The 22314-nt window shown below is 69.5% G+C and carries 20 protein-coding genes; 14 read left to right on the top strand and 6 right to left on the bottom strand.

Features of this window, described 5'->3' with window-relative positions:
* The first annotated feature begins 13 nt into the window (after positions 1–13).
* The gene (locus QUE47_RS06125; protein WP_286219024.1) at positions 14–148 is read left to right on the top strand and encodes a hypothetical protein; all 135 of its coding nucleotides are present in this window, start codon (positions 14–16) and stop codon (positions 146–148) included.
* Between the two features lie 68 nt (positions 149–216).
* Here QUE47_RS06125 and QUE47_RS06120 read toward each other — a convergent pair whose 3' ends face one another.
* Positions 217–1698 carry a 3,6-anhydro-alpha-L-galactose dehydrogenase gene (locus QUE47_RS06120; RefSeq protein ID WP_286219023.1) on the bottom strand — a complete coding sequence of 494 codons (1482 nt, stop codon included), beginning with the start codon at positions 1696–1698 and terminating at the stop codon, positions 217–219.
* A 48-nt stretch (positions 1699–1746) separates the two neighbouring features.
* Positions 1747–2265: a Sec-independent protein translocase family protein gene (locus QUE47_RS17365; RefSeq protein WP_491018457.1), complete on the bottom strand. Its 519-nt coding sequence runs from the start codon at positions 2263–2265 to the stop codon at positions 1747–1749.
* Between the two features lie 331 nt (positions 2266–2596).
* On the opposite strand from QUE47_RS17365, the gene tatA reads away from it, so the two are divergent.
* The 5 genes from tatA (at position 2597) to QUE47_RS06090 (ending at position 6961) form a co-directional block, all read left to right on the top strand.
* Entirely contained in the window at positions 2597–2821 is a 225-nt protein-coding gene (tatA, locus tag QUE47_RS06110) for a Sec-independent protein translocase subunit TatA (RefSeq protein ID WP_286219021.1), read from the top strand.
* Between the two features lie 35 nt (positions 2822–2856).
* Entirely contained in the window at positions 2857–3630 is a 774-nt protein-coding gene (gene tatC, locus QUE47_RS06105; RefSeq protein ID WP_286219020.1) for a twin-arginine translocase subunit TatC, read from the top strand.
* Positions 3627–4574 carry a carbohydrate ABC transporter permease gene (locus QUE47_RS06100; protein WP_434019734.1) on the top strand — a complete coding sequence of 316 codons (948 nt, stop codon included), beginning with the start codon at positions 3627–3629 and terminating at the stop codon, positions 4572–4574. The genes tatC and QUE47_RS06100 overlap by 4 nt, the downstream gene beginning before the upstream one ends.
* The gene (locus QUE47_RS06095; RefSeq protein ID WP_434019733.1) at positions 4571–5542 is read left to right on the top strand and encodes a carbohydrate ABC transporter permease; all 972 of its coding nucleotides are present in this window, start codon (positions 4571–4573) and stop codon (positions 5540–5542) included. Before QUE47_RS06100 ends, QUE47_RS06095 begins: the two co-directional genes overlap by 4 nt.
* A 138-nt stretch (positions 5543–5680) precedes the next feature.
* The gene (locus QUE47_RS06090; RefSeq protein WP_350227732.1) at positions 5681–6961 is read left to right on the top strand and encodes an extracellular solute-binding protein; all 1281 of its coding nucleotides are present in this window, start codon (positions 5681–5683) and stop codon (positions 6959–6961) included.
* Between the two features lie 83 nt (positions 6962–7044).
* Here the strand turns inward: QUE47_RS06090 and dgoD are convergent, their stop codons facing one another.
* Positions 7045–8193: a galactonate dehydratase gene (gene dgoD, locus QUE47_RS06085; protein WP_286219019.1), complete on the bottom strand. Its 1149-nt coding sequence runs from the start codon at positions 8191–8193 to the stop codon at positions 7045–7047.
* A gap of 283 nt (positions 8194–8476) precedes the next feature.
* Here dgoD and QUE47_RS06080 point away from each other — a divergent pair, with 283 nt between their 5' ends.
* The 4 genes from QUE47_RS06080 to eno all read left to right on the top strand — a co-directional run bounded on the left by QUE47_RS06080 (position 8477) and on the right by eno (position 12289).
* Entirely contained in the window at positions 8477–9205 is a 729-nt protein-coding gene (locus QUE47_RS06080; RefSeq protein WP_286219018.1) for a fumarylacetoacetate hydrolase family protein, read from the top strand.
* Positions 9202–9966 (top strand): SDR family NAD(P)-dependent oxidoreductase, encoded by a 765-nt coding sequence (locus QUE47_RS06075; RefSeq protein WP_286219017.1) that lies wholly within the window; start codon positions 9202–9204, stop codon positions 9964–9966. The genes QUE47_RS06080 and QUE47_RS06075 overlap by 4 nt, the downstream gene beginning before the upstream one ends.
* Positions 9967–10085: 119 nt before the next feature.
* Positions 10086–10991, top strand: coding sequence for a phosphotransferase family protein (locus QUE47_RS06070; protein WP_286219016.1), 906 nt, complete (start codon positions 10086–10088; stop codon positions 10989–10991).
* Complete coding sequence (gene eno, locus QUE47_RS06065; RefSeq protein ID WP_286219015.1) at positions 10991–12289, top strand: phosphopyruvate hydratase; 1299 nt, start codon at positions 10991–10993, stop codon at positions 12287–12289. The genes QUE47_RS06070 and eno overlap by 1 nt, the downstream gene beginning before the upstream one ends.
* A gap of 54 nt (positions 12290–12343) precedes the next feature.
* Here eno and QUE47_RS06060 read toward each other — a convergent pair whose 3' ends face one another.
* The 3 genes from QUE47_RS06060 to QUE47_RS06050 are packed head-to-tail and all read right to left on the bottom strand — an operon-like array spanning position 12344 to position 17654.
* Positions 12344–13069, bottom strand: a complete 726-nt coding sequence (locus tag QUE47_RS06060; protein ID WP_286219014.1) for a FadR/GntR family transcriptional regulator — start codon at positions 13067–13069, stop codon at positions 12344–12346.
* 56 nt (positions 13070–13125) lie between these two features.
* Positions 13126–16176: a glycoside hydrolase family 2 TIM barrel-domain containing protein gene (locus QUE47_RS06055; RefSeq protein ID WP_286219013.1), complete on the bottom strand. Its 3051-nt coding sequence runs from the start codon at positions 16174–16176 to the stop codon at positions 13126–13128.
* A complete protein-coding gene (locus QUE47_RS06050) occupies positions 16173–17654 on the bottom strand; it encodes a 3,6-anhydro-alpha-L-galactose dehydrogenase (protein ID WP_286219012.1) in 1482 nt (493 codons plus the stop codon). Before QUE47_RS06050 ends, QUE47_RS06055 begins: the two co-directional genes overlap by 4 nt.
* A 370-nt stretch (positions 17655–18024) precedes the next feature.
* Here QUE47_RS06050 and QUE47_RS06045 point away from each other — a divergent pair, with 370 nt between their 5' ends.
* The 4 genes from QUE47_RS06045 to QUE47_RS06030 are packed head-to-tail and all read left to right on the top strand — an operon-like array spanning position 18025 to position 22292.
* Positions 18025–19287, top strand: a complete 1263-nt coding sequence (locus QUE47_RS06045) for an ABC transporter substrate-binding protein (protein ID WP_286219011.1) — start codon at positions 18025–18027, stop codon at positions 19285–19287.
* 13 nt (positions 19288–19300) lie between these two features.
* Positions 19301–20275, top strand: coding sequence for a carbohydrate ABC transporter permease (locus tag QUE47_RS06040; protein ID WP_286219010.1), 975 nt, complete (start codon positions 19301–19303; stop codon positions 20273–20275).
* 11 nt (positions 20276–20286) lie between these two features.
* Positions 20287–21177, top strand: coding sequence for a carbohydrate ABC transporter permease (locus QUE47_RS06035; RefSeq protein ID WP_286219009.1), 891 nt, complete (start codon positions 20287–20289; stop codon positions 21175–21177).
* Positions 21174–22292, top strand: a complete 1119-nt coding sequence (locus QUE47_RS06030; RefSeq protein ID WP_286219008.1) for a glycoside hydrolase family 117 protein — start codon at positions 21174–21176, stop codon at positions 22290–22292. Before QUE47_RS06035 ends, QUE47_RS06030 begins: the two co-directional genes overlap by 4 nt.
* Positions 22293–22314 lie beyond the last annotated feature (22 nt).

Here is a 22314-nt window from a genome sequence, read left to right as displayed (position 1 = left end):
CCTGGTCCTGCTCATGAAGTCTGCGTACACGGTGCAGGGTGGTGAAGACGTCGTCATCCCGCCCGGCAGCGAGAAGACGGACTACGAGGTCGAGCTCGGCTCGCCCCCGGGACCCACCTCGACCCGAGTTCGCTCGAGCTCACGGTGACGGTGGACGGCGAGACGCGGACGCGCTGACGGTCGCTCCCTGCGCCGCGAGATCGGGCGACGCAGGACCTAGCGTTCGTAGGTGACGTACGCGGTCTTGCGGCGCAGGTACTTCTCGTAGCCGTGTGCGCCGTCGTCGCCTCCGAGCCCGGAGTCCTTCCAGCCGGAGTGGTAGCCGCGCACGGACTCCGGGCCGGCCTGGTTGACGTACACCTCGCCGAACTCCAGGTCGGCGATCATTCGCATGGACCGGGACAGGTCGCGCGTGTAGACGTAGGCGGAGAGCCCGAAGGCGGTCGAGTTCGCGGCGGCGACGACCTCGGCCTCCGTCTCGAACGGGATCACGGGGAGGACGGGGCCGAACACCTCGGTCCTCGCGATCGCCATGTCGCTCGTGACGCCGGACAGCAGCGTCGGGGCGAACCACGCGCCCTCGGCGAACTCGTCGCCCGCGGGGCGCCCGCCGCCCACCTCGACGGTCGCGCCCGCCTCGACCGCGGCGTCGACCATGGCCTGGACCCGCGCGCGCTCGCGCTCGGCGACGAGGGGACCGAACGTCGACCCCGGCGCATCGGGGGCGCTGGGGGTGATCGCGGCGTACCGCTCGCTCACGCGGCGGACGAACTCGTCGTGGATGCTCGCGTGCACGTAGGTGACCTCGTTGCACGTGCACACCTGACCGGAGTTCCACAGGCGGGCGTCGGCGGCGTCCTCGATGGCGCGGTCGATGTCCGCGTCCTCGAAGATGATGAACGGTGCCTTGCCGCCGAGCTCCAGCGAGACCGGGATGATGCTCTGCGCGGTCGATGCAAGGATCTCGCGTCCGCCGCGCGTCGAACCGGTCATGGTCACCATCCCCACGGCGGGGTGGCTGACGAGCGCCGCACCTGTCACGCGTCCGTCGCCGCAGACGACGCTCAGCACCCCGTCCGGGAGGCCCGCCAGCTGGCAGAGCCGTGCGAGAGCGAGGGCCGAGAGCGGCGTGAACTCGGACGGCTTGACCACGACGGCGTTGCCGGCCATGAGCGCGGGCGCCACCTTGCGGGCGAAGATCGCCACGGGGAAGTTCCACGGCAGGACTGCGGCGACCACGCCGATGGGGACCTCGACGGTCTCGAGGCTCCGACCTGGATCGCTGACCAACTTCTCGCCGACGGGCCGGTACTTCTGGCTGATGGCGAAGTCGAAGAAGGTGCGCGCACCGTGGGCCTCGCCGACCGCGTTGTCGTACGGCTTCCCCTGCTCGGTCGTCACGATCCGCGCGAGCTCCTCCGCGTGGACGGCGAAGAGCCGGCTTATCTCCTCGAGGACGGCGGCGCGCTCCAACGGGGTGCGGGCGCCCCAGGCCTTCTGGGCCTGGGCGGCGGCGCGGACGGCGCGGTCGACGGTCTCGGCCGGCGCGAGGGGCACGTCCGCGACGTGAGCGCCGGTGGCGGGGTTCACGACGGGGAGGGTCCCGTGCGACGGGTCGTCCTCGCGGACTCCGGCGACAAGCGCGGCGGGCACCGGCCCGAGGAGTCCTTCGTCGGTGAAGAGGGCGGTGTCTGTCACGTCAGTCCGTTCTGTCGTGGGCGGCATGAATAACCGGTTTATCACAGGCTATCTGCCAGGTCGGTGTCTGGCAACGGCCGTACACAGGATCGCAGGTCGGGGGCCGGGCGGCGTGGGCTCAGTCGCCCGGAGTCTTCTGCAGCTCGACCACGCCCCGCTCGGGAACGCTCGGGGCGTGGTCGGCCGACTCCACCGCTTCCACCGCGGCCGGCGCAGTGCCAAGCGTGCCAGCTCGGCCCTCCGGCTCGACGACGGCTGCCGTGCGGGCTTCGGTGCGCGCCTCGGTGCGCGCCCCCTCACTCGCCCCCGTGCTTGCCCTCGTGCCGACCCCGAGTGACGGCCGGGCTGCCGTCGTCGGGCGGGGGTGTCGTCGAGGAGTGCGTCCCGAACGATGCGGCGCGGGTCGTACTGCCGTGGGTCCAGCGACGCCCAGTCGACGTCGCCGACGGTCTCGCCGAACTCGGCGTCCGCCCGTTCGCGGGCGAGGTCGAGGTATCGGCGGGCGGAGCGGACCATCCTCGCGAGCTGCTCGGCGTATCGGGGCAGCCGGGTCGGGCCGATCACCATGACGGCGAGCAGCGCGATGAGGATGAACTCACCGCCGTTGATACCGAAGAATCCGGACATGCGACGGAACGTACGCCCGTGATCCAGAACACGCCAGCACCGGTGTCTGATTTGCCCGATTTTGCCACGAAAATTGATCGACGATCGAGTGCTATCTCCGGTGCGCAGGGGCATCTGGGCACCCCTTGACCCTTGAGAAAACCGGGTTACCATCGTCAGGTCAGCAGCGTTGCTGAATGACCTCGGAGCGATCCGGGATCCGCGCAGCGCACCGAGTTCGACACCCCCGCCGGGGCTCCGGCGCGAGGTGCAATCGTGATCGAGGTTGCTCATGAACGCCCTGAAGCCATGGCACATGCTCGTGCTGCTCGTCGTCGTGCTCCTGCTCTTCGGAGCGAAGCGCCTTCCCGACCTGGCGCGCAGCGTGGGCCAGTCGATGAAGATCTTCAAGTCCGAGGTCAAGGACCTGCGTGAGGACGCGGACGTGGTCGTCGACGCGGCGGGCTCCGCGAGCCGGACGGCAGCTCAGCCGTCCAGCGAGTCCGCGCAGCGGTGACCCGGCGGCGTGCCCGCCGGTCCCCGGAAGGGCGGATGGCGCTCCGGGAGCACCTGCTGGAGGTGCGCAAGCGCCTGTTCCTGTCGTCGGTCGGGATCGTCGTCGCCGCTGTCGTCGGGTGGTTCCTCTACGACCCGGTGTTCGCGCTGCTCCAGCAGCCCCTCATCGACGCGTCCGCGCGCAACGGCATGACGGTCGGTACCAACTTCGGTGGGATCGCGACGGCGTTCGACATGCGGCTCAAGGTGTCGTTCTTCCTCGGCGTGATCCTCTCCTCGCCGTGGTGGATCTACCAGCTCTGGGCCTTCATCACCCCCGGTCTGACCCGTAAGGAACGCCGGTTCGCGATCGGGTTCCTCGCCGCAGCGACGCCGCTGTTCCTCGGCGGTATCGCCGGCGCATGGTGGGTCCTGCCTCACGCGGTCGAGATCTTCACCGAGTTCGTCCCCGACGACTCGATCAACCTCATCGACGCGCAGACCTACCTGTCGTTCGTGATGCGGTTGATGCTCGCCTTCGGCCTGGCGTGCCTCATGCCCGTGGTGATGGTGCTCATCAACTTCGTCGGCCTCGTGCCGGCACGCACCTGGGCCGGCGGGTGGCGGTGGGCGATCCTCATCGCCTTCGTCTTCGCGGCCGTGATGACCCCGACCCCCGACGCGATCACCATGCTCTGGGTCGCGCTCCCCATCTGCGTCCTCTACGGCGTCGCGCTCGGTGTGTGCGTGCTGCACGACCGGCGCGTGGCCAAGCGCACCGACCGTACCGAAGCAGTACTCGCGCCGTCCGGCGCGGAGATTGGACGATGATCTTGTCAGCGACTGAAGCGACAGCGACCACCGGATCGGCGACGCCGGTCACGAGACGACCCCGCCGCTCGGTCACAGGGACGTATGCGCGCGCGGGCTACGGGTTCGTCGCGCCGTTCATGATCGTGTTCGCCCTGGTGTTCGTGGCGCCCCTCGCGTACTCCGTCTATCTGAGCTTCTTCAAGGACCAGCTCGTCGGCGGCAGCTCGTTCGTCGGCCTGGACAACTACGCGGAGGCCCTCGCCGACCCGAAGCTGTGGGGCGGCGTCGGGCGCGTCCTGCTCGTGCTCTTCGTCCAGGTGCCGATCATGCTCGTCCTCGCCCTCCTCGCGGCACTGGCGATCGACAGCGGCCGGCTCGCGGGGATGCGGCTCTTCCGCGTGGGCATCTTCGTCCCCTACGCAGTTCCCGGCGTCGTCGCCGTGCTGATGTGGGGCTTTCTGTACAGCGAGAGATACGGGCTCACGGGCACGTTCAACGACATGTTGGGTTTCGACCTGCTGTCGCCGCTGTCGCAGCAGTGGATCCTCGTCGCCATCGCGAACATCCTCACCTGGCAGTTCGTCGGCTACAACATGCTGATCTTCTACTCGGCGCTCCGCGCCGTCTCCGGCGATCTGTACGAGGCCGCGGCACTCGACGGAGCAGGGCAGTTCCGCATCGTCTGGAGCATCAAGATCCCAGCCCTGCGAGGCGCGCTGGTCATCGCGACGATCTTCTCGATCATCGGGAGCTTCCAGCTCTTCAACGAGCCGAACATCCTCAAGTCGATCGTGCCGACCCTGATCCCGTCCTACTTCACTCCGAACATGTACGCCTACAACCTCAGCTTCCTCGGCCAGCAGTACAACTACGCGGCGACCGTCGCGATCATCATGGGAGTGATCACGATGGTGATCGCTTACGTGGTCCAGCTGCGCGGGAGCCGGAAGGACGAGCGATGAGCGCGCCGACGGGCCGCACGACCCCGACCCTGACCTCGAGCAAGGAGCCGGCGAACAGATCGGCGGGCGCGCCGGACCGACGCCTCCGACGCCCGACGCTGGACAGCGGTCGGGACGGTTCTCCACGAGGCAAGAACTCCGTCGTTCTCGCCGTCGCGATGACGCTCTTCCTCGCCTACTCGATCCTTCCCCTCGTGTGGCTGTTCATCTCCGCGACCAAGACGCAGTCCGAGTTGATCGGCTCGTTCGGGTTGTGGTTCTCCGGCCCGTTCGCCCTGTTCGACAACGTTCGCCAGACGCTCGCCTATGACGACGGGATCTTCGTCCGGTGGATGGGGAACACCGTTCTCTACGTCGTCCTGGGGGCCGGCGGAGCCACGGTGCTGGCCACCCTCGCCGGCTACGGCCTCGCCAAGTACACCTTCCGTGGCAAGCGGGCCGTGTTCGCGATCGTGCTCGGGGCGATCGCCGTCCCGGGGACGGCGCTCGCGGTGCCGACGTTCCTGATGTTCAGCGACATGGGCCTGACGAACACCGTCTGGGCGGTGATCATCCCGTCGCTGATCTCTCCGTTCGGGCTCTATCTCATCTGGGTCTACGCGGTCGACTCGGTGCCCAACGAGCTGCTGGAGGCGGCACGGGTCGACGGCTCGAGCGAGCTGCGAACCTTCGCCACGATCTCGGCGAGGCTCCTCTCGCCGGGCATCGTGACGGTCGCCCTGTTCGCCGTCGTCGCGACGTGGAACAACTACTTCCTCCCGCTCATCATGCTGAGCGACCCCGACCTCTTTCCTCTGACCATCGGGCTCCAGCAATGGAACTCGCGCGGCGTGGGGTCGGGTGCAGACCCGATCTTCAACCTGGTGATCACGGGCTCCGTCCTGACGATCCTGCCGATCGTGGCGGCATTCATCGTGCTCCAGCGCTACTGGCAGTCCGGCCTCAACGCGGGCGGCGTCAAGCAGTGACTCCCGGGCCCACTCAAGACCAGCCAGATCGATACATGCACGACGACGTGAAAGGACACGCATGTTGAACACACGACGCTTCCGAGGAAGGGCAGCCGCGGCTTCGGTCGCAGTACTCGTTGCCGCCGGCCTGACCGCCTGCTCGGACTCCGACAGCGGTGGCGCGACCTCGGCATCCGAGGAGGCGGCACCGACGCGGTCGATGCAGCGCTCGAGGAGGGCGGATCACTGACGTACTGGGGTTGGGCCCCGTGGACGCAGGACCAGATCGACGCTTTCGAGGCCGAGTATCCGAAGGTCACCGTCGACTTCGTCAACACCTCGAATGCCGCCGACCACAACCTCAAGCTGCAGAACGCGATCGCTGCGGGGAGCGGCGCCCCCGACGCGACCCAGCTCGAGTACCAGTCCTTCCCGCAGTTCACCCTGCCGGGGTCTCTGGCCGACCTCTCCGGCCTGGGGTTCGACGAGCTGAAGAGCCAGTTCACCGACTCGACCTGGAGCTCCGTGACCACCGCCGACGGGATCTTCGGGTTGCCGCAGGACTCCGGCCCCATGGCGATGTTCTACAACGCGGAGCTGTTCGAGGAGCACGACATCGACGTGCCGACCACGTGGGACGACTACGTCGCGGCGGGCAAGGCTCTTCACGAGGCGGACCCTGACGTCTACATGGCCAACGACGACGGCGGATACTCCGGCTTCGGCATGAGCATGATCTGGCAGGCCGGCGGGCGCCCGTTCCAGACGGACGGCGAGTCGGTCTCGATCGACCTCCAGGACGAGGGGTCGGTCCGCTGGGCCGACATGTGGAACCAGCTGCTGCAGTCCGGCTCCCTCGCGGCGATCCCGGGCGGGACCGAGGAGTGGGGCAAGGCCATGGGCGACGGGACGATCGCGACGGTCCCGGCCGGTGGCTGGTTCGCCGGCCTGCTCGCGGGCGCGGCCCCGGACGGCGCGGGCAAGTGGCGTGTGGCGCCGATGCCCACGTACGACGGCGGGGACGCCGTCGGTGCCGAGCAGGGTGGCAGCGGTCAGGCCGTGCTCGAGCAGAGCGACAACAAGGCCCTTGCTGCGGGGTTCCTCCGCTGGTTGAACACCAGCGAGACGTCGGTGGGGATCGTGATGGACGCCGGCGGTTTCCCGACGACGTTGGCCCAGCTCGAGGCGCCTGACTTCCTGGGTGTCGAGAACGACTACTTCGGCGGTCAGAAGATCAACGAGGTGCTCGTCGATGCCGCCAAGTCGGTTCCCACGGGCTGGGAGTACCTCCCGTGGCAGGCGCAGGCGAACGCGACCTATGCGGACACGGTCGGCAAGGTCTACCTCGACGAGGGCGACATCAACTCGGGCCTGCAGGCGTGGCAGGACGAGAACGTCTCCTACGGCCAGGGCCAGGGGTTCTCGGTCAACGAATGACCCTTCGGGCAGAGCTCGGGGGCGCAGCCGGCACCAGGCCGGCTGCGCCCCCGAGGTGCGCCCGCGTCAGTTGCGGCGGTGGCTCACCACTCGCTGAGGCTGCCGTCCGCATGGTGCCAGACCGGCGCGTGCCAGTCGTGCCCGCGCTCGGCCGCCTCACGCACGGCCTGCTCGTCGACCTCGATCCCCAGGCCCGGCGCGGTCGGTCTGGCCATGTGCCCGTCGCTGATGTCGAAGACGGACGTGTCGACGACGTAGTTCAGCAGGTCCCAGCCCTTGTTGTAGTGGATCCCACGGCTCTGTTCCTGGATGAGGAAGTTGGGTGTCGCGAAGTCGACCTGCAGGCAGGCGGCGAGCGCGATCGGCCCCAGCGGGCAGTGCGGCGCGAGCGAGACCCCGTGGGTCTCGGCGAGCGCGGCGATGCGGCGCATCTCGGAGATCCCGCCGGCGTGGGAGACGTCCGGCTGGGCCACGGCGATCCCGGTGTCCATCAGGGGGCGGAAGTCCCAGCGCGAGTAGGCGCGCTCACCGGTCGCGATGGGGATCGACGTGCTAGCGGTGATGCGCGGCAGGTGTTCGAGCGCGAGCTCGGGAACCGTGGGCTCCTCCACGAACAGTGGCAGGAGTGGCTCGAGCTGCGGGAGCGCGCGCCGGGCCATGGCGGGGGAGAAGCGGCCGTGGAAGTCGATGGCGAAGTCGGCCTCGTCCCCGATGGCGCCCCGCACTGCGGTTGCTCCGTCGACGACGCGCGCGAGGGCAGCGGGTGTGTCGATGGTGCGCAGCTCGGCGGAGCCGTTCATCTTGACGCAGGTGAACCCCTCGTCCAGACGCACGGCGGCCTCCTCCGCGATGTCTCCCGGGCGATCACCGGCGATCCAGGCGTAGACGCGGGCACGGTCGCGGACGGCGCCGCCCAGGAGGTCGTGGACGGGCACCCCGAGTCGCTTGCCGGCGATGTCCCAGAGGGCCTGGTCGACGCCGGCCACCGCGCTGGAGAGGACGGGCCCGCCCCGGTAGAAGGTCGAGCGGGTCAGGGTCTGCCAGATGTCCTCGATCCGGCTCGGGTCGCGACCGATGAGCTCAGGAGTGAGCTCGTCGACGGCGGCGCGCACGGTGGCCGCGCGTCCCTCGACAACGGGTTCGCCCCAGCCGACGAGGCCATCGTCGGTCTCGATCCGGACGAACAACCAGCGCGGTGGGATCAGGAACGTTTCGACTCTCGCGATCTTCATGCAGTTCAAGGTAACAGATAGGTTTGGGTCTGCTCCATGAGAAAAGGGCCAGATGGCAGTGTCTGGCGAGGAAAGGTCTCTGATACCTTTGTCGCGAGGCGCGCTTCCTCGCGCGCCACCCAACGAGCCAGGAGGAATCCGTGAAGCTGCTCCGTGTAGGCCCACAGGGCGATGAGCGCCCAGTCCTCAGCGAGGACGGCACGACCGGCGTCGATATCAGCGAGCTGGTCGGTCGAGGCATCGACCTGCAGACCGTCGAGGGCTCGCTGAGGCGATCCGGCTGGTGCAGGAGAACCCGGCGGGGTTCCCCGAGGTCGATCTCTCGGGTGTGCGTGCGGGTTCGCCGCTCGCGGCCCCGGGCAAGATCATCTGCGTCGGTCTCAACTACCGGCGCCACGCCGCCGAGGCCAAGATGGACGTCCCCGACGAGCCGATCCTCTTCATGAAGACGCCGTACACGGTGCAGGGTGCGGCCGACGACGTCGTCGTCCCGCTGGGCAGCGAGAAGACCGACTACGAGGTCGAGCTGGCGGTCGTCATCGGCCGCACGGCGGAGTACCTCGAGACCCCCGCGGACGCGCGCCGGCACATCCTCGGCTACGCGATCTCGGACGACGTCTCCGAGCGGGCCTTCCAGCTCGAGCGGGGCGGGCAGTGGGACAAGGGCAAGAACTGCGCGACGTTCAACCCGCTCGGACCGTGGCTCGTCCCGGCGTCCGACGACGTGGACCCGAACGCACTGAGCCTCCGGCTGACCGTCGACGGTGAGGTCCGGCAGTCGTCGTCGACCTCCGACATGATCTTCGATGTCGACCACCTCGTCTGGTACGTCAGCCAGTTCATGACGCTGCTTCCTGGAGACGTGATCAACACGGGGACCCCGGAGGGCGTCGGGTCGGGCTTCACCCCGCCCAAGTTCCTGCGCGCCGGATCGGTCGTGGAGGTCGAGATCGAGGGCCTGGGTCGCCAGCGCCACACGTTCGTCGCCCACCCGCTGGAGGGCACGCGATGAGCACCCAGGACCAGTTCCCCCAGCCGTACAGCGCGCTCGTGATCGGGGCGGGCGCCGGCATCGGCGCGGCCACGGCCTCGTTGCTCGCCGGTCGTGGCGTCGCAGTGACGGTCGCCGACCGCGACGCCGACGCGGCCGAGACCGTCGCGCGGGAGATCCGCGAAGCAGGCGGAACCGCGCACGGGGTCGCCGCCGACGTGACGGACGAGGCGTCGGTTCGCGCCGCCGTCGACGCCGCCGTCGCCCGCGACGGAGCACTGCACGCCGTCGTCAACTCGGCGGGCATCCAGGGGCCGCTCGGCACGCCGAGCCACGAGGTCGAGGTCGCCGACTTCGAGCGGACCCTCGCCGTGAACCTGACCGCCGGCCTCGTGATCGCGCGGGCCGTCGTCCCGCACTTCCTCGAGCGCGGCTACGGCCGTATCGCCCACGTGGCCTCGATCGCGGGCAAGGAGGGCAACCCCAACATGATCGGGTACTCCGCGAGCAAGGCCGGGCTCATCGGGATGGTCAAGGCGCAGGGCAAGGAGTACGCCTCGCACGGCATCACCGTGAACGCCGTGGCTCCTGCTGTGATCCGGACGCCGTTCCTCGACACCCAGCCGCAGGACGTCCTCGACTACATGTTTGCGAAGATCCCGATGGGCCGCGCCGGGACCGTGGACGAGGTCGCCGAGATGCTCGCCTTCATGGTGTCGCCGGCGTGCAGTTTCACCACGGGCTTCACGTTCGACCTCTCGGGCGGGCGGGCCACCTATTGAGCGGGGCCGACGGCGCAGCACCGGACGACAGCCTGCTCTCACCGGCGACGGTGGTTCCGTACCTCGTCGCACGCGGCGTCGTGCGCGAGGGCGCCACGGCAGAGCTTCTCGGTGGGGGCGTGAGCAACGTCGTCCTGGCGATCCAGGACGGCGACCGGCGGGTCGTGCTCAAGCAGTCGAGGGAGCGGCTCGCGGTGGCCGAGGAGTGGTTGGCGCCCCGTGAGCGGATCGTGCGCGAGGCCCAGGGGTTGCGGGTCGCCCGCGAGCTGACGCCGGCCGTCGTCCCGGAGGTGCTCGACCTCGACACCGACGACATGACGATGACCATCGCCGGCGCACCCCGAGGATGGGTCGACTGGAAGGCCGAGCTGATGGCCGGTCGTGTCGACGAGTCCGTCGGCGCGGTGCTGGGCGACGCACTGGGTGCGTGGCAGGAGGGCACTCGTGGAGGCGCCCGCCTGCCGCAGGACCTGTGCGACGACACGGCCACCTTCATCTCTTTGCGCGTCGACCCGTACCACCGCACCGCTGCCCGACGGAACCCTGAGGTGCGGGACGCGGTGGACGCCGTCGTCCAGCGCATGGCCGACACACGCGAGGTGCTCGTCCACGGAGACCTCTCGCCCAAGAACGTTCTCGTCGGCCCCCTCGAGGCGGGCGGGCCGAACTCCGCGTGGGTCCTCGACCTCGAGGTCGCGCACCTGGGCGATCCCCTGTTCGACCCGGCGTTCCTGCTGACGCACCTGCACCTCAAGGGCGTGCACCGCCCGGCGGGTACCGCAGCCCTTCGCCGCACGGCGAGCGCGTTCGCCGCCGCCTACACGGCGCGCACCGGCCCCGTGGACGCGCCCGCGCTGGGTGCTCATGTCGGTGCGCTCCTGCTCGCCCGGGTCGACGGCAAGTCGCCCGCCGAGTACCTCGATGCCGCGGCGCGGGACCTGACCCGACGTACCGCCATCGACCTGTTGACCACGCCGGTGACGTCTACCGGCGACCTGTGGGACCGACTCTGGAGGACTTCCTGATGACGACCGACCGTATCGACCGGACCGTGGCGTGGGAGGCCCTCGACTCGCGCGGCCGCCCCACGGTCGCCTGCCGGGTCGAGCTCGAGAACGGGGCGCACGGCCGGACCGTCGTCCCGTCCGGTGCATCGACCGGCCGCCACGAGGCCCACGAGGCTCGCGACGGCGGCACCCGCTACGGCGGGTGGGGCGTGCGCAGCGCCGTGGCAGCCGTCAACGACGAGTACGCACCGCTGATCCGAGGCATGCGCGCCTCCGACCGTGCAGAGATCGACGCAGCCGTCGAGGAGCACGACGGCGAGCCGAACCTGAGCAGGCTCGGGGCGAACGCGGCGCTCGCGGTCTCGCTGGCCACGACCGTGGCGCACGGCGCCGCGGAGAACCGGCCCCTGTGGTCGACGCTCGGCGACCCGGCAGGTGGGGACGCCGGCGCGAGGCGCGCCACGATCCCGATGCCGATGATCAACATCTTCTCGGGCGGGGCGCACGCGGGCCGCGCCGTCGACATCCAGGACTTCCTGGTCGTGCCGCTCGGCGCGCAGTCTTTCGCACAGGCGCTCGAGCAGGTGTCGGACGTCCGCGCACACTGCGCCCGGCTGCTCGACGACCGCGGTGGCTGGTCTGCGCTGGTGGCCGACGAAGGTGGGCTCTCGGCGAGGCTCGGGAGCAACGAGGCCGCGCTCGAGCTCCTGGCGGAGGGGATCGAGCGCGCGGGCTTCGCGCCCGACGCCATGTCCATCGCCATCGATGTCGCCGCGAGCCAGCTCGTGGACGGGGACGACATCGTGCTCGCCGGGCAGGGCGACCGGCTCAGCGTCGACGAGTGGCTCGACGTCGTCGTCGGTTGGACCGAGAGGTACCCGCTCGTCTCGATCGAGGACGTGGTCGGGGAGGACGACTGGCGTGGGTCCTCGGCTGCGACCCGGCGGATGCCGGCGACCCAGATGCTGGGTGACGACCTGTTCGCGACGAACCTCGACCGTGTCGACCGGGGCGTCTCCGAGTCGGCGGCCAACGCGGTGCTGGTCAAGGTCAACCAGGCCGGCAGCGTCTCGCGCGCGGGCCGCGTGCTCGCCCGGGCCCAGGACGCGGGCTTCGCGACCGTCGTCAGCGCCAGGTCGGGCGACACCGAGGACACCTGGCTCTCTGACCTCGCCGTCGGGTGGGGTGCCGGTCAGATCAAGGTGGGGTCGACGATGCGCAGCGAGCGCACCGCCAAGTGGAACCGGCTCCTCGAGATCGAGGCGATCGACGGGCTGCCGTTCGCGGGGGCGTCGGTGCTCGGCGGCACGGCGTAGCGGTCAGCGTCCTGCCTGCGCCGGCCATCGCCAGGTCCGCGCCGGCACCACGCCTCACGGCGCCGCGTCGAGGTCTCTCTCGGTGGCCCGGAGGTGCGCGCGCATCGCCGTCTCGGCGGCGTGGGCGTCGCCGCGACGGACGCACTCGAACACTGCGCGGTGCTCGCGTGCGCCCTCGCGGAGGTCGCGCCCCTGTGCGAGGAATCCGGCGATGCTGCGGTCGAAGCTCTGGCGGAGTGACTCCGAGAGCCCCTCGATCAGGTGCGCCAGCATGCGGTTCCCGCTCGCCAGCGCGAGGGCCTCGTGGAACCCGAGGTCGGCGTCGTTGTAGGCGCGCACGGCCTCGGGGGAGCCGTCGAAGTCAGCGGCCACGGCTTCCATCGTCGAGATCGCGGCTTCCACGGCTGCGGTGCCCGCTCGGCTCGCGTTCCGTGCCGCTTCGCCGGCGGAGAGCACCTCGAGCGATCGTCGGACGGCGAGGAGCTCGTGCTCGGCGCGGGCGTCGCGGCGTATCGCGAAGCTGAGGTCGCGGGCGATCACCGAGCTGTCGGGGGTGCGCACGGTGGGCCGCTTCCCGCGGCTGAGGTCGACGAGGCCTCGCCCCGCGAGGACCTTGAGCCCCTCGCGGACGGTGAGGCGACTGACGCCGAGCCTCTCGGCGAGGTCGGCCTCCGCCGCCAACCGGGTGCCGGGAGCTGCCGCGACGAGGACGTCCTCGAGCTCGCGGACGACGAAGTCCAGGACGGTCTCGTCGCCCGCCGGCGTAGGGGTGTTCGGCACGGCAGCGATCGTATCTGACACCTTTCGCTGCCGTGCCGCGTCTCCCTGTGCCCTCGCTACGCGTCGAGCGCCTCGAACGTCACCCTGAACGAGCGCGCCCCCGGCCACAACGCATGCCGCGGCTGCGGGTCGATCCCGCAGGCGCGCGAACCCACCCCGTGCACCGCGTCGTCCAGATAGAGGTGGTTGACCCGGGACTCGGGCAGCTCGTACGGGTGCTCGGCGGCCGTGGTCTCGTGGACCGAGTGCCGCGAGTACGTGAAGCCCGCGCGGTGCCCACCGGGTCCCGGCACGGTGCGGATCCGCAGCCCCGAGCCGGCCCCGTCACGCAGATCGAGCGATCGGACGTCGGACCGGTGTCCCGATTCCTGCGGCCTGGCGTGCGGCGTCACGAGAGCGTCGAGGTGGGCGGAGTGGTGACCGATCCACGCACCCTCGGCGAGGTCGGGGTAGGACTCACCGGGCCCCGCGCCCACCCACGAGACGTCCTCCAGGCCGGAGGGCAGTGCGAGGTGCACGCCGACCCTGGGCCACGTGCAGTCCCAGCCGCGTGAGGGCGACACCTCGGTGCGCAGGGTGATCGGGCCGCCGCCGTCCGTGCGACCGAGCCCGGTCCACCGGTGGGTCACGGCGAGCGTCGGCGCCTTGTCCGCGGCAGCGACGGTGACTCTGACCAGCACCGAGTCACCGTCGGCCGAGACCGACTCCACGCGCCGCCGCAGCCGGTGCAGCCCGCGCTTGCGCCAGCGCTCCGCCGCGGACGGCCCCGGTGCGCCGAACCCGCGCGTGGACTCCGGGTAACCGAGCTCGAAGGACCCGGCGCCCTGGCCCACGTCGTTGTCGGTGGGCGCACGCCAGAGCTCGAGCTCAGGCCCGTCGACCGGGAGCCCGAACAGGGATTCCAGCCGCCCGGTCCGGGCATCGAAGACCGCGTCGTCGAACGTCAGAGCCTCGGACGACGGCGCTGCCGCTCGCGACGTCACCGCGGGACGACGGCGGGTGGCGGTACCGGGCGCGGCCTGTGGAGTCACGACCTGCGTCCGCGACACGACGTGGCCGGCCGGAGCCCAGGCGCTCGCCTCCCGCCGGGCCACCGTCCAGGTCGCCCAGGCGTCGTCACCCCGGCGACTCGCCTCATCGAGAAGGTGCCCGACGGCGTCCGGCACCTCGACAGTCGCGGTGGCACCCGGCGAGATAGTGGGCAGGGCGACGGACTCGGCGTGCATCTCGCCCTCCGGTCCCGCGACCGCGACATGGAGCGCGAACTCGTCCGACGTGGAGCTGTGCGAGCGGTTCTCCACGACGACGTGGCCGGCGTCGCTCGAGCCGGGCACCAGGACGCGAAGGGGCGCGCTGACCGCGGCGAACTCCGCGAGCCCTGCCGTGGGTGCGCCGTCGGACAGCACGAGGCCGTCCATCACGAAGTTGCCGTCGTGGACGGCCTCCCCGAAGTCGCCGCCGTACGCGAAGTAGGAGGACCCGTCCGGGGCAGTGCTGCGCAGACCGTGGTCTCGCCACTCCCAGATGAAGCCGCCGTGGATCCGGCCGTGCGCGGAGAAGCGCTCGTCATAGTCGGTGAGCCCGCCAGGGCCGGTGCCGAGCGCCGCGCCGTACTCGCACAGGAGCATCGGCTTGGACCGCACGCGCGCCGCCTCGGCCGGGCTGCACGCGAAGATCTCGCCCTCCTCGGCCCCGATGATGTCGAGCTCGACGGGGGTCGGGTACATCCGCGAGTACACGTCCGTGTAGGCGCAGGTGTAGTCGCCCTCGTAGTGGACCGGGCGGCCCGGGTCCCGCTCTCGGACCCACGCGGCCATCGCGGCGAGGTTCTGGCCGGTCCCGGACTCGTTGCCGAGGGACCAGAGGATGACGGAGGGATGGTTCTTGTCCCGCTCGACGGTCCGCTCGATGCGGTCGAGGTACGCGTCGCGCCAGCGCGGATCGTCGCTCGGGTTGCCGACCCAGTCGACGAAGAAGAAGGCGTGCGTCTCGAGGTCGCACTCGTCGATCACCCAGAACCCGAGCTCGTCGAAGAGGTCCAGGATCTGCGGGTGCGGCGGGTAGTGGCTGGTGCGCACCGCGTCGATGTTGCTGCGCTTCATGAGCAGCAGGTCGGTGCGGACGGCGTCGAGATCGACGACGCGGCCCTGGTCCGGGTGGTACTCGTGCCGGTTGACCCCGCGGAACGTGACCGGGGTGCCGTTGACGAGCAGCCGATCACCCTCGATGGACACCGTGCGGAAGCCCGTGCGCAGCGACAGTCGTTCGCCGGTGCTCTGCACCTCGACGGCGTAGAGCCGTGGCTGCTCGGCGGACCAGGGCTCGACGTCGGGCACGGCCGACACCGTGATCCCTGCCCGCTCGACCGTCACCTCGCGATCCAGCTCGGGGAGGCGGACGACGACGGGGAACGCCTCGGGCGCCGCCTCCACCTCGATCTCGAGCCGGCCCTCGCCGGTCAGGTGGTCGTACCCGGCCCGGACCCAGACGTCGTCGACGGCCCCGACGGGCCGCGCGATGAGCGCGACGGACCGGAAGATCCCGGGGAGCCACCACTGATCCTGGTCTTCGAGATACGTCCCCGCCGACCATTGGCACACCCGCACGGCGAGGGTGTTCTCGCCGTCGTGCAGGAGCGGGCCGACGTCGAACTCGCGAACGAGACGACTGCCGGTGCTCGTGCCGACACGTTCCCCGTTGACCCACACCGTCAGGTGCGACTCCACCCCGTCGAACCGCAGCAGGGTGCGTTCGGCGTCCCATCCGCCAAGAGTGAACGTGGTGCGGTAGTCGCCCGTCGGGTTCTCGTCCGGGACGAACGGCGGATCCAGCGGGATCGGCAGCTGGATGTTCGTGTAGATCGGCGTCCCGTACCGACCGTCGGCGTCGAGGACCCAGTGGTGCGGCACCTGGACGGTGTCCCACGCGGTCGTATCGAACGCGGGGTCGACGAACTCGGTGGGGGCGTCGGCTCGCGGCGAGAGACGAAACCCCCACGCGCCGTCGAGGTCGAGGGTGCGCGCGTCGGTGCGCAGGTGCGCGCGCGGTGTCGACGTGCTGCCGGTGGACGGTGTGAAGGACTCCCAGGTCCGGTCTGCGGCGCTCAACGGGCGTAGCGGACGTAGGTCGTCTTGCGGCGCAGGTACTTGTCGTAGCCGTGTGCGCCGTCGTCGCCCCCGAGCCCCGACGTCTTCCACCCGGTGTGGAATCCTTGCGGCTTCTCCGGGCCGACCTGGTTGACGTAGACCTCGCCGAACTCCAGCTCATCCATGAGTCGCATCGAGCGGGCGAGGTCCTTGGTGTAGACGTAGGCGGTGAGCCCGACGTCCGTGGAGTTCGCGGCGGCTACGACCTCGTCCTCCGTGGCGAAGGGAACCACGGGGAGCACGGGCCCGAAGATCTCCTCGCGGGCGATGTCCATGTCGCTCGTCACGCCGGAGAGCAGCGTCGGGGCCAACCAGGCGCCGTCCGCGTAGTCCGCGCCCTCGGGCCGGCCGCCGCCGGTCTCGACGACCGCGCCCGCAGCGACCGCGTCGTCGAGCATCGACTGGACCTTCACGCGCTCGCGCTCCGCGACCAGGGGGCCCATGGTGCAGCCCGGGGTCAGGGGGTTCGTGGGGGTGACGGCAGCGAACCGCTCGGCGACCCGTCGGACGAACTCGTCGTGCAGGCTCTCGTGGACGTAGGTGACCTCGTTGCAGGTGCAGACCTGGCCGGAGTTCCAGAGCCGAGCGTCTGCCGCATCCTGCACGGCGAGGTCGAGGTCGGCGTCCTCGAAGATGATGAACGGCGCCTTGCCGCCGAGCTCGAGGGAGACGGGGATGATCTTGTCGGCGGTGGCCTTGATGATCTCGCGTCCGCCCCGCGTGGATCCCGTCATGGTCACCATGCCGACGTCCTTGTGCGTGATCAGGGCGTTCCCGGTGTCCCGACCGTTGCCGCACAGGACGCTGACGAGTCCGTCGGGCACGCCTGCCTCCTGGAGGAGGCGGGCGAGGGCGAGCGCTGACACCGGGGTGAGGCCGGACGGCTTCACGACGATCGCGTTCCCGGCCATGAGGGCCGGCGCGACCTTGCGCGCGAAGATCGCGACGGGGAAGTTCCAGGGCAGGATCGCGGCGACGACGCCGATGGGCGTCTCCCGCACCTGGAGGCTGTGACCCGGGTCCGTCGCGACCATCTCGCCGACCGCCCGATACTTCTGGCTGATCGCGAAGTCGAAGAAGTTCTGCGCCCCTCCGACCTCTCCGAGGGCATCCGCCAACGGCTTGCCCTGTTCGACGGCGAGGATCCGGGCGAGCTCCTCCGCGTGGTCGCCGAGGGAGACCCGGACGGCCTCGAGCACCGCGGCGCGGTCGAGATGGCTGCGCTTCTCCCAGGCCTTCTGGGCCGTGGCTGCCGCCTGGACCGCGCGGTCCACGACCTCGGGCGAGGCGTGCGGGACCGTGGCGACGACGGTTCCGTCCGAGGGGTTGACGACGTCGGTGGTGCCGTACGAGGTGTCGGGGTCGAACGTGCCCGCGACGAAGTTCGCAGGTGTCGAGCCGAGCAGTCCGTCGCCAGCAAAGAGGGCGGTGCTGGTCACGAGGGTGTCTCCGTTCCGCCGGTCACGGCGTTGTGGGCCGGAGCGTTCGCGCTTCGGATAACCGGTTTACCAACACGATAGCGCGCGTGCGCCGGATGGCAATGCCCCCGCGGGCACCAATCTCGACCTCGAGCTCGCTGGTCTGCCACCATGCCGCCGGCGCCGTTGTGCAATCGTGACCGAACCGGGTCGGCTTCGGGCGGACTAGGGGTTGCCAATTGTGCGAAGTCGTTCTAGCGTGTGGAAAACCGGTTCACCATCGATGGTGTTCCGACGCCTTGCTGGATGCAATGTCGCTTCGAAGGGGACTGTGATGTCTAAGTTGGTTGTTCCTGCGGGAATCTCTCGCCGTGGTTTCTTGGGTGGGTCGTTGGGTGTCGCCGGCGCTGCGTTCCTGGCAGCGTGCTCGGGCGGCTCGTCGGGTTCGAGCGGCTCCGGCGGTTCGGGCGGGGGCTCCTTCGCCTTCTGGGACATGCCGTGGGGTTCGCCCGGGCCGGACTACCTGGCCGCGGGTCAGGACATCTCGAAGGGCTTCACGGGAGGGACCGCGGAGTACCAGTCGATCTCCTGGGACGGCTGGCTGCAGACGTTCAGCTCGGCCATCGCTGCGGGCACCGGGCCGGCGATCTCCACCGGTGGAGCGTTCCAGTCGCTGCAGTACTACGTGCAGGACGCGATCCACCCGGCGGACGGCGTGATCGACAAGCTCAAGTCCAGCGGTGCGCTCGACGACTTCCTCCCCGGCACGATCGACGCCTTCCAGTACCAGGGCACGTACACGGCGGTGCCGTGGAACGTCGACTCGCGCCTGTTCTTCTACCGCAAGTCGCTTCTCGAGGCGGCCGGTGTCGACGAGCCCACCACCTGGGACGAGTTCCTCGCGGCCGGCCAGGCCCTGAAGAAGAACGGCGTGTACGGGCTGATCGCCTCGGGCGGTGCCGGCGGCAACGCGTACCAGACCTACCTGTCCCTGGTGATCAACAATGGTGGCGGGCTGTTCAACGCCGCCGGTGAGCCAGAGTGCGTGACGGACGCGAACCTGGAGACCATGGAGTTCCTGCTCCAGATGGCCAAGGACGGGATCCTGGACCCGGGGAGCGTGTCCTACTCGACGGCGAACCTCAACGACCAGATCTCCTCGGGTGCCGCAGCGATGTCGATCCTGCCGCCGGACATCAAGAACTCGTTCGACGACCCTGCGCTCCAGGACGACATCGTCCTGGGTTCGCCGCTGACGAGCCCGAACGGGACCAAGGGCACCATGGCGTACACGTCGGACCTCATGATGTACACGGGGGACTGGGACAACGGCCTGGTCGAGGACTTCTGCGTCTACTACCTCGACGCGATGGCCGACTACTGGAAGCAGGGCGTGCTCAACAAGATCCCCGTGCGCCAGTCCATCCTCGACCTCCCCGAGGTCCAGGAGGTGCCCGACCTGGTGAAGGCGACCGAGGAGTGGCTGCCGGTCGGCAAGTCCCTCACGCAGCTCGCGTCCGAGCCGTTCCCGGAGATCAACGCCGTCGACGGCGGCCAGGCCATCACGCAGTGGGCCCAGGAGATCGCGCAGGGGCAGAAGTCGGGCCAGGAGATCCTCGAGACCCTCCAGGCAGGCATCGAAAAGGTCATGTGACCTCGCTTCGCCCGTGACCCACGAGAAGGAGGCGTCCATGTCGGACGTGATGACGTCGGGCGAGCCGACGACGAAGAAGGCGAAGCGGCCCGGCGGCCGGGAACGCAATCCGGAGGCCCTGCACCCGGGGCGCAAGAAGACGATGGCGGCGATGCTGCTCCCGTCGATCATCCTGCTGATCGCACTGAACGCCTACCCGCTGTTCTACGCCGTCGGGCAGTCCGTGCGGGACGGCGGCATCACCGGTCCGGGTGAGTTCGTCGGCCTCGAGAACTACAGGACGGCTCTGCAGGACCCGGCGTTCTGGGAGGCGGCCCGCTTCACGCTGCTGTTCACCGTCGTGTCGGTGTTCGTCGCGTGGGTCATCGGGATGGGGTTCGCCCTTGTGCTCCGTAGGGCGTTCCCCGGCAAGTCCGTCTTCAAGGTCCTCCTCCTCCTTCCGTGGGTCGTCCCGGTCGTCGTCAGTACGACGAGCTGGAACTTCATGGTGGCGACGCCGTCGAGCCCGATCCCGACGCTCCTGCGGGCTCTCGGGTTCGGCGACGTCCAGATCCTGGCCAACGCCGGGACGGCCATGGCGATCGTCATCATCTTCAAGATCTGGGGAACGTTCCCGTTCATGATGATGATGATGAACTCGGCGCTGCAGGCCGTGGATCCGAGCGTCGAGGAAGCCAGCCGGCTGGACGGCGCGAGCCGCTGGCAGCGGGTGCGGCACGTGATCCTGCCGATCATCTCCAAGCCGATCTACATCGCCTGGGTGCTGGCTTCGATCTTCACGATCAACGACTTCCCGTCCGTCTTCCTACTCACCGGAGGCGGCCCGGTCAACTCGACGTCGACGCTAGTGGTCTTCGCGTACCGGCTGGTCTTCCAGGACTTCCGCACCGGCTACGGCGTCGCGGTCGCGTTCCTCATCACCGCGGTGCTCATCGCGATCTCCATCTACTTCTTCCGGCGCATCAACCGTGCGCCCATGGCCAACTGAGGGAGGCTGACATGTCCAGCACAGCAGCACCCATCTCCCCGGTCCGTCCGGGCGGTCCCGTGATCGCGCACAGCGAGCGTCAAGCGCGCAAGGCTCGACGTGAGCGCGCGAAGCGGTGGACCAAGACCGTCGTCATGACCGTGCTCACCCTGCTGATCCTCGCGCCGATCTTCATGATCCTCATGCTGTCCGTCCGGTCGGGGCAGACGGCGGCGGGGACCTACACGTGGAGCTTCGACAACTTCACGGAGATCTTCACCAGGACCCCGGTCTTCACCTACCTGCGCAACAGCCTCGTCGTGACCCTGGGGACGACCGTGTTCGCGGTCATCATCGGCGCACTCGCCGGGTATCCGATGTCGCGCCTGCGCGGTCGATTCATCCGCGGCTACACGCTCTCGCTGTTCGTCGTGCAGAGCCTGCCGGTGATCATCGTCGTGATCCCGCTCTTCGTGGTGTTCGCGACGCTCGGCCTCGCCGACACGCTCTCCGGCGTCGCGATCATCTTCATCGCTGGAAGCATGGCGGTCACCTGCTGGATGATGGCCGGCTACTACGACTCGATCCCGATCGAGCTCGAGGAGGCCGCCTGGGTGGACGGCGCGACGATCTGGGGCGGATTCGTCCGCGTGGTGCTCCGCAACTCCTACCCGGGGATCCTCTCGGCGGCGATCTTCAGCTTCCTCGTCGCCTGGAACGACTACCTGGTGGCCACGGTGTTCCTGCGTACCCAGAGCAACTACACGCTGCCGATCGGGCTGCAGTCCTTCTTCCAGCAGAACGCCACCGACTGGGGTCCGGTCATGGCGATGTCCGTGATCATGCTGCTCCCGCCGGTGATCGTGTTCGCAGTTCTCAACAGGTTCTTCTCCATCGGCGGCATCGGAGGCGCGATCAAGTGACCGGCAACCAGCAGCCCACCGAGAGCGCGGCGACGATCCGAGGGCGCCGGTACTCCACCGACCCCGAGTGGTTCACCGACTTCCGGACCTTCCCGATCCACGGGCTGGGGCCCGAGGAGGGCGTGCACCGCCGCGACCCCAGCTCGGTGCTCACCGTCGACGGCGTCTACCACGTCTGGTACACCCGCTCGACGGGTGTCACCGACGGGTTCGGCACCGGCGACCCGATGGCCAAGGTCTTCCCGTGGGACTGGTCCGAGGTGTGGCACGCCACGTCGACCGACGGCGCCACCTGGGTGGAGCAGGGCCGCGCCCTGGGCAAGGGCGAGGACGGCAGCTACGACGACCGCAGCGTCTTCACGCCCGAGGTCCTCGAGCATGACGGGGCGTTCTACCTCGTGTACCAGGTCATCGCCTCGCCGTATCTCCTGCGCAGCTTCGAGTCGATCGCGATCGCCAAGGCGTCGAGTCCCGACGGTCCGTGGGAGAAGTCCGCGGCCCCGATCCTGGAACCGCAGAAGGACGGCGAGTGGCTCGGGGGCGGCGACAACAGGCTCGCGGTCGTCTCGCAGGGTTCCTTCGACAGCCATAAGGTCCACGACCCGATCCTCGTGCCCTACCAGGGCAAGTTCTTCCTGTACTACAAGGGCGAGCAGATGGGCGAGGGTTTCGCGGCCGGCGGTCGAACCACCCGCTGGGGCGTCGCCATCGCGGACGACATTCAGGGCCCCTATGTCCGGTCCCCGCTGAACCCGGTGACCAACAGCGGGCACGAGACGTGCGTCTGGAGGTACGACGGCGGGATCGCGGCCATGCTCACGACCGACGGGCCCGAGCGCAACACCCTCCAGTTCGCTCCCGACGGACTCAACTTCGAGATCCAGGCGTACATCCAGAAGCCGCCGGTCGCCGTCGGCCCGTTGCGGCTCGACGGGCCCGCCGAGGTTCCGCTCGACGGCATCCGGTGGGGGCTGTGCCACGACGTCACCGGTCCGTGGAACTACATCCAGGGCTTCGCTGCCGACGAGCGGCAGAAGGAGCTCTACGTCAGCGGTCAGAGCCCCGAGACCTCGGAGGCGACCGTCTCGGCCCTCCCTGCACCGCGACCGCGCTGACCCGACCGGCAACTCAGAGAGA

It is taken from the genome of Paraoerskovia sediminicola (assembly GCF_030296575.1).
GTDB classification, from domain to species: Bacteria; Actinomycetota; Actinomycetes; order Actinomycetales; family Cellulomonadaceae; genus Paraoerskovia; species Paraoerskovia sediminicola.
The sequence above is the reverse complement of the archived record's forward strand: the minus strand, read 5'-3'. Positions and strand labels throughout refer to the sequence as shown.

Coding starts and splice junctions, on each gene's coding strand:
- eno (WP_286219015.1), top strand. CDS start 10,991: ATGACGACCGACCGTATCGACCGGACCGTGGCGTGGGAGGCCCTCGAC.
- dgoD (WP_286219019.1), bottom strand. CDS start 8,193: ATGAAGATCGCGAGAGTCGAAACGTTCCTGATCCCACCGCGCTGGTTG.
- QUE47_RS06075 (WP_286219017.1), top strand. CDS start 9,202: ATGAGCACCCAGGACCAGTTCCCCCAGCCGTACAGCGCGCTCGTGATC.
- tatA (WP_286219021.1), top strand. CDS start 2,597: ATGAACGCCCTGAAGCCATGGCACATGCTCGTGCTGCTCGTCGTCGTG.
- QUE47_RS17365 (WP_491018457.1), bottom strand. CDS start 2,265: ATGGTGATCGGCCCGACCCGGCTGCCCCGATACGCCGAGCAGCTCGCG.
- QUE47_RS06125 (WP_286219024.1), top strand. CDS start 14: ATGAAGTCTGCGTACACGGTGCAGGGTGGTGAAGACGTCGTCATCCCG.
- tatC (WP_286219020.1), top strand. CDS start 2,857: ATGGCGCTCCGGGAGCACCTGCTGGAGGTGCGCAAGCGCCTGTTCCTG.
- QUE47_RS06100 (WP_434019734.1), top strand. CDS start 3,627: ATGATCTTGTCAGCGACTGAAGCGACAGCGACCACCGGATCGGCGACG.
- QUE47_RS06035 (WP_286219009.1), top strand. CDS start 20,287: ATGTCCAGCACAGCAGCACCCATCTCCCCGGTCCGTCCGGGCGGTCCC.
- QUE47_RS06095 (WP_434019733.1), top strand. CDS start 4,571: ATGAGCGCGCCGACGGGCCGCACGACCCCGACCCTGACCTCGAGCAAG.